Source organism: Burkholderia sp. MSMB2157WGS, from assembly GCF_001532755.1.
Classification (GTDB): Bacteria; Pseudomonadota; Gammaproteobacteria; order Burkholderiales; family Burkholderiaceae; genus Burkholderia.
In genome coordinates, this window is the sequence record NZ_LPJG01000029.1 from 14,500 (window position 1) to 29,505 (window position 15,006).

The following is a 15,006-nucleotide window of genomic DNA, read 5'->3' on the forward strand; positions in this document are numbered from 1 at the left end:
CGGCAAGCGCATCCAGCCGGCTCCGGTCGCGCCCTAGGCGCGGCGTCCGGAGCAATCGGCGTATCATGTCATTTACCTGTCCGGAGGCTCTACATTCATGGCGGACAAAAAAGGTTCGAACAGCGAGAAGCTGTTGTATTGCTCGTTTTGCGGGAAAAGCCAGCATGAGGTGAAAAAACTCATCGCGGGCCCGTCGGTGTTCATCTGCGATGAATGTATCGATCTCTGCAACGAAATCATTCGCGACGAGGCGGCTGCCGCCGGCGTCGAGGCCAGCCTGTCCCGGTCGGATCTGCCGAGCCCGCAGGAAATTCGCGACATCCTCGATCAGTACGTGATCGGCCAGGAGCGCGCGAAGAAGATCCTCGCGGTGGCCGTGTACAACCACTACAAGCGCCTGAAGCATCTCGACAAGAAGGACGACGTCGAGCTGTCGAAGAGCAACATCCTGCTGATCGGCCCGACGGGCTCCGGCAAGACGCTGCTCGCGCAAACCCTGGCGCGGTTGCTCAACGTGCCGTTCGTGATCGCCGATGCGACGACGCTGACCGAAGCCGGCTACGTCGGCGAGGACGTCGAGAACATCATCCAGAAGCTGTTGCAGAACTGCAACTACGAGGTCGACAAGGCTCAGCGCGGGATCGTCTACATCGACGAAATCGACAAGATCAGCCGCAAATCGGACAACCCGTCGATCACGCGCGACGTGTCGGGCGAGGGCGTCCAGCAGGCGCTCCTGAAGCTCGTCGAGGGCACGATGGCGTCGGTGCCGCCGCAGGGCGGCCGCAAGCACCCGAACCAGGATTTCATCCAGGTCGACACGACCAACATCCTGTTCATCTGCGGCGGCGCGTTCGATGGCCTCGAGAAGGTGATCACCGATCGCACGGAAAAGACGGGCATCGGCTTCGGCGCGACGGTCAAGAGCAAGCAGGAGCGCGACGCGGGCGAAGTGCTGCGCGAAACGGAACCGGAAGACCTGATCAAATTCGGTCTGATCCCCGAATTGATCGGCCGCCTGCCGGTGGTCGCGACGCTCGGCAAGCTCGACGAAGCCGCGCTGATGAAGATCCTGGTCGAGCCGAAGAACGCGCTCGTCAAGCAGTATCACAAGCTGTTCGCGATGGAGCGCGTCGAGCTGGAAATCCGGCCGGGCGCGTTGCAGGCAGTCGCCCGCAAGGCGATCCGCCGCAAGACCGGCGCGCGCGGTTTGCGTTCGATCATCGAACAGGCGTTGCTCGACGTGATGTACGAGCTGCCGACGATGAAAGGGGTCAGCAAGGTCATCATCGACGAGAACGTCATCGATGGGGACGGCAAGCCCTTGCTGATCTACGAGGACACGCCGAAGGTGGCGGGTTCGAACTGACCGGCTTGCCGACGATGTTCTGCGAAAAAGGCCGTTCATGAGTCCGTGGGCGGCTTTTTTTCGTTTATCTTGTGGGTAACTCTGACTCGACACGCGGTGGTTACTTTCTTACCGAATATTTCCCGCACTTGAAGGCTTGCAATTCGTTGTGGCGGCCTCAATTACCGAACAATTGATTCCACTCATGGGGAAATGAAATGTCAGGCACCCAACTTCTCCCGCCGGAACGCATCACGCTCCCGCTGCTGCCGCTGCGGGACGTCGTCGTTTTCCCGCACATGGTCATTCCGCTCTTCGTGGGCCGGCCGAAATCGATCAAGGCCCTCGAAGCAGCGATGGAAGGCGGCAAGCACATCATGCTCGTCGCCCAGAAAACCGCGGCCAAGGATGAACCGACCGAAAAGGACATGTACGAGGTCGGTTGTATCGCCAACATTCTGCAGATGCTGAAGCTGCCGGACGGCACCGTGAAGGTGCTCGTCGAGGGCTTGCAGCGTGCGAAGGCGTTGTCCATCGAAGAACAGGAGACGCAGTTCTCCTGCGAAGTGATGCCGCTCGAGCCTGACCACGCCGACAGCGCCGAGACGGAAGCGCTGCGTCGCGCGATCGTGTCGCAGTTCGACCAGTACGTGAAGCTGAACAAGAAGATCCCACCGGAGATTCTCACGTCGCTGTCGGGCATCGACGAAGCGGGCCGTCTCGCCGACATGATCGCCGAGCGCCTGCCGCTGAAGCTCGACCAGAAGCAGCACATTCTCGAAATGTTCCCGGTCATCGAGCGTCTCGAGCATCTGCTCGCGCAGCTCGAAGCCGAGATCGACATCCTGCAGGTCGAAAAGCGCATCCGCGGGCGCGTGAAGCGCCAGATGGAAAAGAGCCAGCGCGAGTACTACCTGAACGAACAGGTCAAGGCGATCCAGAAGGAACTGGGCGAAGGCGAGGAAGGTGCGGATCTCGAGGAACTCGAGAAGCGCATCAACGCCGCGCGCATGCCGAAGGAAGCCAAGAAGAAGGCCGACGCCGAGCTGAAGAAGCTGAAGCTGATGTCGCCGATGTCGGCGGAAGCCACCGTCGTGCGCAACTACATCGACACGCTGATCGGCCTGCCGTGGCGCAAGAAGAGCAAGGTCAACAACGACCTGTCGAACGCCGAGCAGGTGCTCGACGAGGATCACTTCGGCCTCGAGAAGGTCAAGGAACGGATCCTCGAGTATCTCGCGGTGCAACAGCGCGTGGACAAGGTCAAGGCGCCGATCCTGTGCCTCGTCGGGCCTCCGGGCGTCGGCAAGACCTCGCTCGGCCAGTCGATCGCCCGTGCGACGAACCGCAAGTTCGTCCGGATGGCGCTCGGCGGCGTGCGTGACGAAGCCGAGATCCGCGGCCACCGCCGCACGTACATCGGTTCGATGCCGGGCAAGATCCTGCAAAGCCTCGCGAAGGTCGGCGTGCGCAATCCGCTCTTCCTGCTCGACGAAGTCGACAAGATGGGCATGGATTTCCGTGGCGATCCGTCGTCGGCGCTGCTCGAAGTGCTCGACCCGGAACAGAACCACACGTTCGCCGACCACTACATCGAGGTCGACTTCGACCTGTCGGACGTGATGTTCGTCGCGACGTCGAACTCGCTGAACATCCCGCCGCCGCTGCTCGACCGGATGGAAGTGATCCGCCTGTCGGGCTACACGGAAGACGAGAAGGTCAGCATCGCGCAGCGCTACCTGCTGCCGAAGCAGAAGAAGAACAACGGGCTGAAGGAAGGCGAGATCGAGGTCACCGAACAGGCGATCCGCGACATCATCCGCTACTACACGCGCGAAGCCGGTGTGCGTTCGCTCGAGCGGGAAGTGTCGAAGATCTGCCGCAAGGTCGTGAAGATGCTGCTGCTGAAGAAGGCATCGGGCGCGATCAAGGTCGACGGCGAGAACCTCGATACGTTCCTCGGCGTGCGCAAGTACGACTTCGGCCTCGCGGCGAAGGAAAACCAGGTCGGTCAGGTGACGGGCCTCGCGTGGACGGAAGTCGGCGGCGATCTGCTGACGATCGAAGCCGCGGTGATGCCGGGCAAGGGCAACGTGATCCGTACGGGTTCGCTCGGCGACGTGATGAAGGAGTCGGTCGAGGCCGCACGTTCGGTCGTGCGCTCGCGTTCGCGTCGTCTCGGTATCAAGGACGAAGCGTTCGAGAAGCAGGACATCCACATCCACGTGCCGGAAGGCGCGACGCCGAAGGACGGTCCGTCCGCCGGCGGCGCGATGACGACCGCGCTGGTGTCGGTGCTGACGGGTATTCCCGTGCGGGCAGACGTCGCGATGACGGGCGAAATCACGTTGCGTGGCGAAGTGCTGCCGATCGGCGGGCTGAAGGAGAAACTGCTGGCGGCTCACCGCGGCGGCATCAAGCTCGTGCTGATTCCGGAAGAGAACGTGAAGGATCTCGCGGACATTCCGGACAACGTGAAGAACGCGATCGAGATCGTGCCGGTCCGCTGGATCGACAAGGTGCTGGAGCTCGCGCTCGAGCGTTCGCCGACTCCGCTGCCGCCGGAAGAAGAGGCGAAGGCTGCGGCACCGGTTGGCGAGGCGGCGAAGGATGCCGGCTCGACGGAAGTCGTCAAGCACTGAGGCCCCGAGCACCGTCGTTGTAGACGGTTGTTCACGAAACCCGCGGCGGTGTCCGCGGGTTTTTTTATGCGGATCGGAATCGTGCGAACGCGCGCGTTAAAAAAATTCACGCGCAGGCTTGGCAAAATGATCGGGGATGAATTAAACTTGCGGGCTCGCTGATTGTTGATGCGCAAGCGCAGATCGCAGTCGGAACGAATCGGAAACGGGTGCTTAGCTCAGCTGGTAGAGCGGCGCCCTTACAAGGCGTAGGTCGGGGGTTCGAACCCCTCAGCACCCACCAGTTTCACGATTCAGCCAGACCAAGGAGCGGTAGTTCAGTCGGTTAGAATACCGGCCTGTCACGCCGGGGGTCGCGGGTTCGAGTCCCGTCCGCTCCGCCAAACAAATGAAACAGCCCGCCTCGTGCGGGCTTTTTCATTTGGTATTCCCGTTGCGCCCGCTGGCGGGCGCACGACTGTGGAGCGGAGGAAGCCGCCGGTGCGGCTTCCGGCGGGACTCGAAGGGATGCGCGAGTCCCGTCCGCTGCGCCAGAAAATGAAGAAGCCCGCCTTGCGCGGGCTTTTTCATTTGCGCCTTCCGGTGCTGCCCGCGTAGATGCAACGATCGCGCAGAGAAGGAAACCGCCTGCGCGGTTTTCCGGCGGGACGCGAAGCGATGCGCACGACGTGCGGCCTGCGGATACGCGTCCCGTCCGTTCGCCGGAATTTCACGCCGCGGGAGCACCGGTTGTTTCCGATGTGCGCAAACGGCATCTCATTGAACGCGTATCACCGGCGGCAGCTTGTAGGTTCCGTTCAGGAGCGGCGTATCGGGCAAGTACGTACGCAGCGTCAGATTGAACGCGCCGGCAGGAGCGGGCAACCAGTTGCTGGCCGGTACGCCCGCGGGTCGCGTGTGGCTGACGGTGAGCACGAGCGAGCCGTCGCTGGCGAACTGAAAGTTCGAGGCCGGGTAGGACAGCGCATAGACTTGATCGGGATTCGGATAGAAGTATGCTTGCGCCTGGTTCGTGCCCCCGTACAGCGTCAATGACCAGAACGCGCGTGCCGGCGGAAGCTGCCCGGCCGGAAAAGTCATCTGATAGACGCCGCTGCCGTCGTAGTTCGCACCCGGCGTGTTCGCCGCTTCCGTGCTGGTGTAATAGATCGCTTCGCTGCCGGGCAGCGCGCCGAGGCCGTTCAGCGCAACGTTCGCCCGCAACGTGTAGTGGGTGCCATAGTTTCCGACGTCCGCCGGACCGTCTGTCCAGCCATTTGCGCTGGTACTCGTCTGGGCCGACGCTTGCTGCGTTTTGCCACCGGTCGTCAGGCTCGCCAGCGCCTGCGTTGCGCCGGCGCTGATCGACGCGATGTCGGCAGACGACGGGTCGAAGGTCTGCGCCGGGCCGATGCCGATCGCGTCGAGCGCCGACAGCACGGCCGCGTCCTGCGGCGTGGGCGGGCTCTTTTTCAACAGCTGGTTCACGTACTGGAAATACGCTGGCCAGTTGGTATAACCGGGCGGCTTTTGCTTGTCCACGCTGTCCCACGTCGTGCCGCCGGTTCCAGCGGGTTGCGACGCCACCAATTGGTTCTGAACCGCCCACGCGGCCGGATAATCGCTCGCGTCGCTCACGTAAGTCCTCGCCAGGGCCCAGACCGCGTTGGTCGACGAGCGGAGCACGATGACCCCTGCGGGCGCTTCTCCGTGCCAGTTCGGCCCCACGACCCAAAAGACCTTCGCAACGCCGTTGTCGGCGCTCGTGCCGCGAATCGCGAAGTTGTTCGTATAGGCGTCCATCAACGCGAGCGAGAAATAACGGCTGCCGCTCGCGGGCGTATCGATTTGAACGGGGCTCGCGTCCAGTTGCAGCATGGCGATGGAATACAGCGTGTCGTGATTGGGCTTCGTCACCGTGGTGGACGACGCATCGGAGAGCCGGCGACCGTGAAGAAACGTATTCGGCGCAAGGCCCTGAGCGATGTAGCTCTGTCGCGTGGCGTAGAACTGGTACAGCGGAATCGTGAATATCGTCGCGCCGTTTGCAGCATTTTCGGTGGCGGCGGGCGAAACGTTCGAGCGGTCGACGCTGTCCCCGTTGCAGCCCGCCAGAAGGCCGAGCGAGACGGCCAATGCGACGATGCGCGCCTGGTGAAGAAAACTCATCGAATGGGTCGGTTGGGTTGAATGGTCGAATAGGCCGCGCCCCTTCGTCGCTCGGCCGACGAGCGTGGCACGGGTTGCATGGCGCGATTAGCGTATACGGCTTGGCATGCGCGACGAACGATCGATTTTCGATATGCAAAGTCCTATGACGCGTCGGCGAGGCGTCGATCGATCGGCGTCGTGCGGGATACCGCCGGCCGGCTCGGGTTGGGCTGTCACGATCCGGCGGCGACCCGGTCGCGGGAGCGCGGTCGGGCCTGATCTCTTTTTACCCGTGACGTTCCGCTCGGCTGCGGGCCACGGATGCGCACGCCGAGGCAGCGTGATTCGGCGGCCGTCGGTGCGGGCAAGCCGGCTTCGCAAACGAATCGCCGTGAGCGGGGCGTGCGCGCGGCCTCGGTCAAGGGGGCGACCACGCGGGCGAGGGCCGCTTTTCGCCCGTCCCACCCCGTATGTTGTAATATCGGACGTTTTGTCCAATTTTCCCGTCACGCATGCTCGATTTCTTCCGTAATCACCAGCGCCTGATGATGGCGCTCCTGCTCCTGATCGTCTTGCCGGGGCTGGGTTTCGTCGGAATCCAAGGCTTCCGCGGCTTCTTCGACGACAGTGCGAACGTCGCAGCAGTCAACGGGCACAAGATCACGCGGGTCGAATTCGACGGCGCGTTCCGCCAGCAGATCGACCAGGCGCGCCAGGCGCTCGGCGGGCAGTTCGACATCAAGATGTTCGACACGCCCGAGCATCGCAAGCAGGTGCTCGACGGCCTGATCCAGCAACGCGTGCTGGCCGACGAGACGCAACGCCTGCACCTGACCGCATCCGACAACGCCGTGCGCGACGCCCTGATGAGCGACCCGATGATCGCGGCGCTGAAGAAGCCCGACGGTTCGATCGACGTCGAACGCTATGCGCAATTGCTGTCGTTTCAGGGGATGACGCCGGAGCAGTACCAGGAGCGCGTGCGTTACAGCCTCGCGCTGCAGCAGATTCCGGCCAGCATCGTATCGAGCGCGTTCACGCCGAAGAGCCTCGCGCAACGCTTGTCCGAACTCGCCGCGCAGCAGCGTGAAGTACAGGCGCTCGTACTGAAGACGAGCGACTTCGCGGCGAAGGTCCAGCCGACCGACGCGCAGCTCACCGCGTACTACGACGCGCACAAGCAGAGCTTCGCGACGCCGGAAACCGCGACGATCCAGTACCTCGTCTATTCGCCGGCCGCGGCGGCCGCGAGCGCGCAGCCGACCGATGCGGACATCAAGAAGTTCTACGACGACAACCCGACGCACTTCCGTACCGAAGCGCAGGTGCGCGTGAGCCACATCTTCATCGCCGCGCCGGGCAGCGCCAGCGCGGCCGACAAGGCAGCCGCAAAGGCGAAGGCCGAGCAGTTGCTCGCCGACGTGAAGGCGCACCCGGATCAATTCGCGCAGATCGCGCAGAAGAGCTCGCAGGACGCGCCGTCGGCGGCGAAGGGCGGCGATCTCGGTTTCATCACGCGCGGCTCGACCGCGGGCGGCGAGGCGTTCGACGATGCCGCGTTCTCGCTCAAGCAGGGCGACGTGAGCGGGATCGTGCAGTCGGACCTCGGTTTCCACATCCTGAAGGCGACCGAAGTGAAGCCGGCGGTCGTCAAGCCGTTCGCGGAAGTGAAGGACCAGATCGCGGCCGACCTGAAGCAGCAGTACGCATCGAAGGCGTTCTCGGACAACGCGGAAGGCTTCACGTCGACCGTCTACGAAAAGGCGAAGACGCTGCAGCCGGCCGCGGACAAGTACAAGCTGACGATCCAGACGGCCACCGTCACGCCGACGCCGAACCCGCAACTGCCGCCGACGAGCCCGTTGAACAATCCGAAGTTCCTGGCCGCCGTGTTCGCGAACGACGCGGTGAAGAACCAGAACAACACGCAGGCGATCGACGTGGGCAACAACACGCTGATCTCGGCGCGCGTGACCGACTACAAGCCGGCTGCCGTGCCCGCGCTCGACGCGATCAAGGACGCCGTGCGCCAGAAGGTCATCGCCGAGCAGGCCGCGGAACTCGCGAAGAAGGACGGTGCGGCAAAGCTGGCCGAACTGCAGAAGTCGAAGTCGACCGACGGCTTCGCGGCCGCGCAGAAGGTGTCGCGCACGCAATCGCAGGGCCTGACGCCGGCGGCACTGAGCGCCGTCTACAAGGTCGATGCGAAGACGCTGCCGGCTTACGTCGGTGTCGACCTCGGTGCAGACGGCTACGCGATCTACCGTGTGAACGCGGTGATCCCCGGTTCGGCGGTCGATCCGCAGCAACTGGCGGCCGCGCAGCAGCAGATGGCGCAGGTCGACGCGCAGAGCGAAGGCGAAGCGTATCTCGCCGCGCTGCGCGATCGCTCGAAGGTGAAGCTGTACGGCACGACGGCCAGCCAGCAGCAGGACGGCGACAACTGAGCATCGTTTCGCCCGCAACCATCGAAAAGCCCCGCTCGAAGCGGGGCTTTTCGTTTTCCGGCGCGCGGCGCGGCGGTCAGCCGTGCGGCTTGCCGAGCAACGGCTTCAGCGTCGGCCACACGTTGTCGAGCAGAATGCGCTGGGCCTGCTGCGCGGGATGCATCTGGTCGGCCTGGAACATGTCGGGCTTGTCCTCGATGCCGGCCAGCAGGAACGGCACGAGCGGCACGCCGAGATCTTTCGACAGCCGCGTATAGACCGCGTGGAACTTCTGCGTGTAGTCGGGGCCGTAATTGGGCGGCACGTACATGCCGACCAGCACGACTTTCGCCTGGGCGCGCCGCGCGCTCGCGATGATGTCGCGCAGGTTCTGCTCGGTCGTCGCGAGCGGCACGCCACGCAGCGCATCGTTCGAGCCGAGCTCGACGACGACGATCGACGGCTTGAGCCGCTGCAGGACCGCAGGCAGCCGCGCACGGCCGCCGCTCGTGGTGTCGCCGCTGACGCTGGCGTTCGCGACGCTATAATCGATTCGCTCGGCCGAAAGCCGTTGCCGCAGCAGCGACACCCAGCCGGTGTCGCGCGGCAATCCGTATTCGGCCGACAGGCTGTCGCCGAGCACGACGATCACGGGCGGGCTCGATGCCGGCGCCGTCGCGGCGCGTGCGGGCGCGGCGACGGCCAGCAGGATGCCCAGCAGTGCGGCGGCCGCCGCGCGTCTTTTCCAGCGAAATGTCGTGTCCATGTTCAAGATTACCGATCCGATCATCGAAGTCCATGACGTGTGCAAGCGGGTTGCCGATGCAACGGGCGAGCTGACGATTCTCGACGGCATCACGCTCGCGGTGCAGCCGGGCAGCAGCCTCGCGATCGTCGGCGCGTCGGGTTCGGGCAAATCGACGCTGCTCGGCCTGCTTGCGGGGTTGGACAGCGCGACGAGCGGCACGGTTCGCCTGCTCGGTCGCGCGCTCGATCAACTCGACGAGGACGAACGCGCGGCGCTGCGCAACGGCGCGGTCGGATTCGTATTCCAGTCGTTCCAGTTGATGCCGCACCTGACGGCGCTCGAGAACGTGATGCTGCCGCTCGAACTGCAGGGCGGCATCAGCGCGCGCGATGCGGCCGATCGCGCCCGGGCGCTACTCGTGCAGGTCGGTCTCGGCGAGCGTACCGCGCATTATCCGAAGCTGCTTTCGGGTGGCGAACAACAGCGCGTCGCACTCGCACGCGCGTTCGTCACGCGCCCGGCGATCCTGTTCGCCGACGAGCCGACCGGCAGCCTCGACGCCGCGACCGGCCACGCGGTCATCGACCTGATGTTCGAACTGAACCGCACGCATGGCGCGACGCTCGTGCTCGTCACGCACGATGCCGAACTCGCGCGCCGCTGCGCAACGACGGTCACGATCGACGCGGGGCGCATCGTCGCGCCGCACGCGGCTTCGCGCAACGCGTGAACGTTCCGGCCGGCCGCGCGGGGCGGATCGCGCGGCCGGCACGGGCATGACGCGGTCGCGTCAGCGCTTCAACGCTTGAGCGCCGCGCGGGCGCGCTCGATCAACGCCGTGGTCGACGAGTCGTGCTTCGCCGGATCGACCGATTCGGCCGACAGGTCGGCTTCGACGACCTTGCCGAGAATCTTGCCGAGCTCGACGCCCCACTGGTCGAACGGATTGATGTCCCACACCGTCGCCTGCACCAGCACCTTGTGTTCGTAGAGCGCGATCAGCGCGCCGAGCGTGCGCGGCGTCAGCGCATCGACGAGCAGCGTCGTGGTCGGGCGGTTGCCGGGGAACGTCAGGTGCGGCGCGAGCGCTTCCTTGCCGGGCCCGGCGACCTCGCGCGCTTCTTCGAGCGTGCGACCGAGCATCAACGCCTCGCTCTGCGCGAAGCAGTTCGCGAGCAGCTTCGGATGGTGGCTCGCGAGCGGATGCTCGGGCGTCAGCACCGCGATGAAGTCGATCGGCACGATCGTCGGCCCCTGGTGCAGCATCTGGAAGAACGCATGCTGGCCGTTGGTGCCGGGCTCGCCCCACGTGACGGCCGACGTCGGGTAGTCGACGAAGGCGCCGTCCAGGCGCGCGGATTTGCCGTTGCTCTCCATTTCGAGCTGTTGCAGGTACGACGGCAGGTAGTGCAGCGCTTCCGAATACGGCGCGACGAGATAGCTCTGCGAGCCGAAGAAATTCCGGTACCAGATGCCGATCAGGCCGAGCAGCACCGGCAGGTTGCGCTCGAGCGGCGCTTCGCGGAAGTGGCGATCCATGTCGTTCGCGCCGGCCAGCAGCTCGTCGAACTGTTCGGGGCCCACCGCGATCATGATCGACAGGCCGACCGCCGACCACAGCGAATAGCGGCCGCCGACCCAATCCCACATTTCGAACACGTTGTCAGCGGCGATGCCGAACTTCACGACTTCGGCCGGGTTCGCCGACACGCCGACGAAGTGCTTCGCGAGCGCCTCCTCGGGGCAGCCGCGCGCGACGAACCAGTCGCGCAGCGAGCGCGCGTTCGTCATCGTCTCGAGCGTCGTGAAGGTCTTCGACACGACGATCGCGAGCGTTTCCTCGGGATCGACCTGTTCGAGCACGCGTGCGAGATCGGCGCCATCGACGTTCGACACGAAGTGGGTCGAGATGTCGGGCGTCGCGACGTGGTGCAGTGCATGCACGACCATCTTCGGCCCGAGATCGGAGCCGCCGATGCCGATGTTGATCACGTGGCGGATGCGCTTGCCCGTATAGCCCGTCCACGTGCCGCCGCGCACGGCGCGCGCGAACGTCGCCATCTTCGCGCGCTCGGCGCTCACCTGCGCGTGGAACGGCGCCTGCGGGTCGGTCGCGCGCAGCGCGGTGTGCAGCGCGGCGCGGCCTTCGGTCGGGTTGACGATCTCGCCCGCGAACATCGCGTCGCGGCGCGCTTCGACGCCCGCGTCGCGCGCGAGCTGCACGAGCAGGCGCAGCGTTTCGTCGTCGATGCGGTTCTTCGAGAAATCGGCCGCGAGACCGCCGCCCGGAATCGTGAAGCGTTCGGCGCGGGTCGGCGCGCGGTCGTTTTCCGGCGCGAACCAGTCGCGCAGCCGCGCGTGGCGGATCCGTTCGAAGTGGGATTGAAGGGCAGTCCAGGCGGGGAGCGATTTCAGCGTCATGGCGGTTCGAGTGAAGCGTGAATCGGGAGGAATGCCGCGCCGGCTCATCGGGATCGGAAAGCCGGCGGACGAGAAGGCCCGCCGTGCGGCGGGGCAGTCAGTATAGCGGCGTTACGTGTCGGCGCGCGGCGACGGATAAAAAAGGCGATTGATCAGCGTGCGCACCATCGGCGCGAGCTCACCCGCGGTCAGCCCGGCCGGGCCGGCGCCGTGCGCGGTCAGCGTATCGGCCGCAAGGCCGTGCAGATAGACGCCGGCCAGCGCGGCTTCGTACGGCGCGACCCGCTGCGCGAGCAGCGCGCCGATCAGGCCGCCGAGCACGTCGCCGGTGCCGCCGGTGGCGAGCGCCGCGTTGCCGGTCGGGTTGATCGTCACGCGCCCGTCGGGTGCCGCAATCACCGTGCCCGCGCCTTTCAGCACGACGATGCCCGCGTAACGGGCGGCGAGCGCCTGCGCGGCCGCGACGCGATCGCGCTGCACGGCTGCCGTGTCGCCGCCGAGCAGGCGTGCGGCTTCGAGCGGGTGCGGCGTCAGCACGCACGGCGTGCCGCGCACGCCGCGTGCGGCGACGGCGGTCGCGAGGTCCGCGTGCGTCGCGACGAGGTTCAGCGCGTCGGCATCGAGCAGCGTCGCGACGTCTCGTGCGAGCACGTCGCGCACGAGCGTCGCCGCGGCCTCGCGCGTGCCGAGCCCGCAACCGGCCGCGATGGCGGTCATCGCGCCGAGGTCCAGGGTGTCGGCCGGATGCAGCATCAGTTCGGGAAACGGCGGATCGTACGGCGGCGCGCCCGCGCCCAGAAAGCCGACGTGCACCTTGCCGGCGCCCGCGAATAGCGCGGCGCGGGCGGCGAGGATCGGGGCGCCGCACATGCCCGTGTCGCCGCCGAGCACCGCGAGGCTGCCGTACGTGCCCTTGTGGGACGAGAAGGCGCGCGCGGGCAGCGCCGCGGCGAACCGCGCGGGCGCGTTCAGCACGATGGCCGGCGCGGCGGGCGGCGCGACGTCGAGCGACGCGACGTGGATCTCGCCGGCGAGATCGCGGCCGTCGCCCATGTAGAGGCCGGGCTTCGCGCCGATGAAGGTGAGCGTGTGGGTGGCCGCGACGGCGACGCCCGCGCCGACGATCCGGCCCGTGTCGCCGTCGAGCCCGCTCGGCACGTCGAGTGCGAGCACGCGGCGGCCGCCGCGCGCATGAGCGGCGATGCGTGCGGCCTGCTCGGCGAACGCGCCGTGGAGCGCGCGGCCGAGACCGATGCCGAACAGCCCGTCGACGACCCACGCGTAGCCTTCCAGCGACGCAGGCGGGGTGGTCGACAACGGCACGCCCGCCGCGCGCGCGAGGCCGAGCGCCCATTGCGCGTCGTCCGGCTTGACCGGCACCGGCATCCACGCATGCGTCGCGACGCCGAGCTGCTGGAGCTGCGCGGCGGCCACCAGCGCGTCGCCGCCGTTGTTGCCGGGGCCGACCGCGAACCAGACGGGGCGATCGTCGCCGGCGACGCGCTCGGACAGCCAGCGCGCGGCGGCGGCGCCGGCGCGGCCCATCAACGTGTGCGGCGGCAGCGCGGCGGTTGCATCGGCTTCGGCCGCGCGCAGGTCGGCGACGCGCAGCAGCGCGATCGGATCGGAATCGGGAAGGGGATGGGTAACGGTCATCGCGAGATCGTGGCGGCAGGCAAGGATGCCGCCACGGGTCGGCCCGCGGCGGTCAGGTCGTGAAGCGGCCGGCGCTCAGCGCGGCGAGCGTGTCGGCGGGCCAGTGCTGGACGTTGCCGCCCAGATAGTCGGTCACCACTTTAGCAGACCCGCATGCGAGGCCCCAGCCCGCCGGGCCATGGCCGAAATTGACGAACACGCGCGGATGCGGGGTCGGACCCACGACGGGCAGACCGTCCGGCGACAGCAATTGCATGCCTTGCCACGACAGCGCGGCCGAGATCTTCGCGGCGCCCGGCACCCAGTCGTGGACGGCCTGGCCGAGCAGCGCGAGCGCGGCTTCGGACAGCGGCTCGGCGAGCGGCTTCGCGGTCTCGGCCACGCTCTGCAGCACGGCGGCTCCACCGATGCGCAGCCGCTGGTGGGTGCGCGTGATCGAGATCCGCTTGATCGAATCGACGACGCTCAGGTGCGGTGCGTGTTCTTCGTACGCGACCGGCGCGGTGAGCGTATGGACGCGCACCGGGTGCAGCGGCAGGCGCCAGCCGAGCCGTTCGAGCAGCGCGAGGCTGCCGGCGCCGGCGGCGACCACGATCGCGTCGGCGGACATCACGTCGACCTCGCGCGCCTTCGCCGCGCTCCGGTTGCCCGGCGGCACGAGTTCGACCGCCGCGCGGCCGTTGTCGACGCGGATCGCGGCGACGTCCGCACCGAAGCGGAACTGCACGCCGTGCTCGTCGAGCGTCTGCTTGACCAGTTTCGCGAACAGCGGGCAGTTGCCGGTGCGCTCGGTTTCGAGCAGCACGCCGCCGGCGAAGCCGGGCTCGGCCGGCACCGACGGTTCGAGCGCCGCGCATTCGTCGGCGGTGAGCGTGCGGTACGGCTGGTCGAGCGTGCGCAGCAGGTCGAGCGCCGGTTGCAGCGCGTCCCAGTCGCGCGGATCGCGCACGACGTGCAGGATGCCGGGCTTCTGCTCGAATTCGAGCTCGAGGCGCGCCTCGATATCGGCGAGCGCGTCGCGCGACACGTCGATCAGCGGGCGCAGTCGTGCGTACTGCGCGGCGAACGCGTCGGACTCGCGCAGCGTGCCGAGCTGCTTGACGAAGTGGCGCACGCCGCCGTTGAAGCCCGGCTTGTAGACCACGCCGCTGTCGCGCGACTGGCGCTGGCGCATGAAAGTCGGGCCGAACCAGACGTCGAGCGGGCTCGGCAGCAGCGCGCCGCCGTCGCCGTAGGTCGCCCCTTGCGCGACGGTCGCGTGGCGTTCGACCACGCACACGCGATGGCCGGCCGCGCGCAGCTGGTAGGCGGTGGCGACGCCGCTGATTCCGCCGCCGATGACGATGACATCCATTGGATTGCTTCGATGACGGGCGGCGCGCACGCCGCCCGGTGAGAATTCGCTGAGGGCCGGGCCCGGTGAACCCGGAATGATAGCGCCAAAAGCGCGCGAGCCGGCGCCGGCCGAACATGGGCCGCGCGACCGCGCCGCGGCGGCCGGCGTGCAGGCACGCGCAGGCCGGTCCGGCGCGCGGCCGTGCGCGCCGGCGCGCCCGGGCACCGGCGCGGTGCATGCGGACAACCGATCGGGGGGCTTGGGCGGCCGACTTCCGGGTATAATTACGGCCTTCCTTT

The 15,006-nt window shown here is 66.9% G+C and carries 9 protein-coding genes and 2 tRNA genes; 6 read left to right on the forward strand and 5 right to left on the reverse strand.

What is annotated here, in order from left to right; all coding sequences use genetic code 11:
* Positions 1 to 97: 97 nt before the first annotated feature.
* From clpX to WT53_RS17885, 4 genes are all read left to right on the forward strand, one after another.
* Positions 98 to 1,369, forward strand: a complete 1,272-nt coding sequence (gene clpX, locus WT53_RS17870; protein ID WP_006489345.1) for an ATP-dependent Clp protease ATP-binding subunit ClpX — start codon at positions 98 to 100, stop codon at positions 1,367 to 1,369.
* Positions 1,370 to 1,566: 197 nt separating this feature from the next.
* A complete protein-coding gene (gene lon / locus WT53_RS17875) occupies positions 1,567 to 3,990 on the forward strand; it encodes an endopeptidase La (RefSeq protein WP_050013282.1) in 2,424 nt (807 codons plus the stop codon).
* 207 nt (positions 3,991 to 4,197) lie between these two features.
* Positions 4,198 to 4,273, forward strand: a tRNA-Val gene (locus tag WT53_RS17880).
* A 23-nt stretch (positions 4,274 to 4,296) separates the two neighbouring features.
* Positions 4,297 to 4,373 (forward strand) — tRNA-Asp (locus tag WT53_RS17885).
* Positions 4,374 to 4,746: 373 nt separating this feature from the next.
* Here WT53_RS17885 and WT53_RS17890 read toward each other — a convergent pair.
* Entirely contained in the window at positions 4,747 to 6,138 is a 1,392-nt protein-coding gene (locus WT53_RS17890; protein ID WP_060260926.1) for a DUF1254 domain-containing protein, read from the reverse strand.
* 494 nt (positions 6,139 to 6,632) lie between these two features.
* Between WT53_RS17890 and WT53_RS17895 the strand changes: the two genes are divergently transcribed.
* The gene (locus WT53_RS17895; protein WP_060260929.1) at positions 6,633 to 8,567 is read left to right on the forward strand and encodes a SurA N-terminal domain-containing protein; all 1,935 of its coding nucleotides are present in this window, start codon (positions 6,633 to 6,635) and stop codon (positions 8,565 to 8,567) included.
* A 76-nt stretch (positions 8,568 to 8,643) separates the two neighbouring features.
* On the opposite strand, the gene WT53_RS17900 is transcribed toward WT53_RS17895, so the two are convergent.
* The gene (locus tag WT53_RS17900; protein WP_060260932.1) at positions 8,644 to 9,312 is read right to left on the reverse strand and encodes an arylesterase; all 669 of its coding nucleotides are present in this window, start codon (positions 9,310 to 9,312) and stop codon (positions 8,644 to 8,646) included.
* Between WT53_RS17900 and WT53_RS17905 the strand changes: the two genes are divergently transcribed.
* Positions 9,311 to 10,024 carry an ABC transporter ATP-binding protein gene (locus WT53_RS17905; protein ID WP_011549613.1) on the forward strand — a complete coding sequence of 238 codons (714 nt, stop codon included), beginning with the start codon at positions 9,311 to 9,313 and terminating at the stop codon, positions 10,022 to 10,024. The genes WT53_RS17900 and WT53_RS17905 overlap by 2 nt on opposite strands.
* Positions 10,025 to 10,092: 68 nt before the next feature.
* On the opposite strand, the gene pgi is transcribed toward WT53_RS17905, so the two are convergent.
* The 3 genes from pgi to WT53_RS17920 form a co-directional block, all read right to left on the reverse strand.
* Entirely contained in the window at positions 10,093 to 11,715 is a 1,623-nt protein-coding gene (pgi, locus tag WT53_RS17910) for a glucose-6-phosphate isomerase (RefSeq protein WP_034207540.1), read from the reverse strand.
* 111 nt (positions 11,716 to 11,826) lie between these two features.
* Positions 11,827 to 13,371 carry an NAD(P)H-hydrate dehydratase gene (locus WT53_RS17915; RefSeq protein ID WP_060260936.1) on the reverse strand — a complete coding sequence of 515 codons (1,545 nt, stop codon included), beginning with the start codon at positions 13,369 to 13,371 and terminating at the stop codon, positions 11,827 to 11,829.
* A 52-nt stretch (positions 13,372 to 13,423) separates the two neighbouring features.
* Positions 13,424 to 14,725 carry an FAD-dependent oxidoreductase gene (locus WT53_RS17920; RefSeq protein ID WP_060260940.1) on the reverse strand — a complete coding sequence of 434 codons (1,302 nt, stop codon included), beginning with the start codon at positions 14,723 to 14,725 and terminating at the stop codon, positions 13,424 to 13,426.
* Between the last annotated feature and the right edge of the window lie 281 nt (positions 14,726 to 15,006).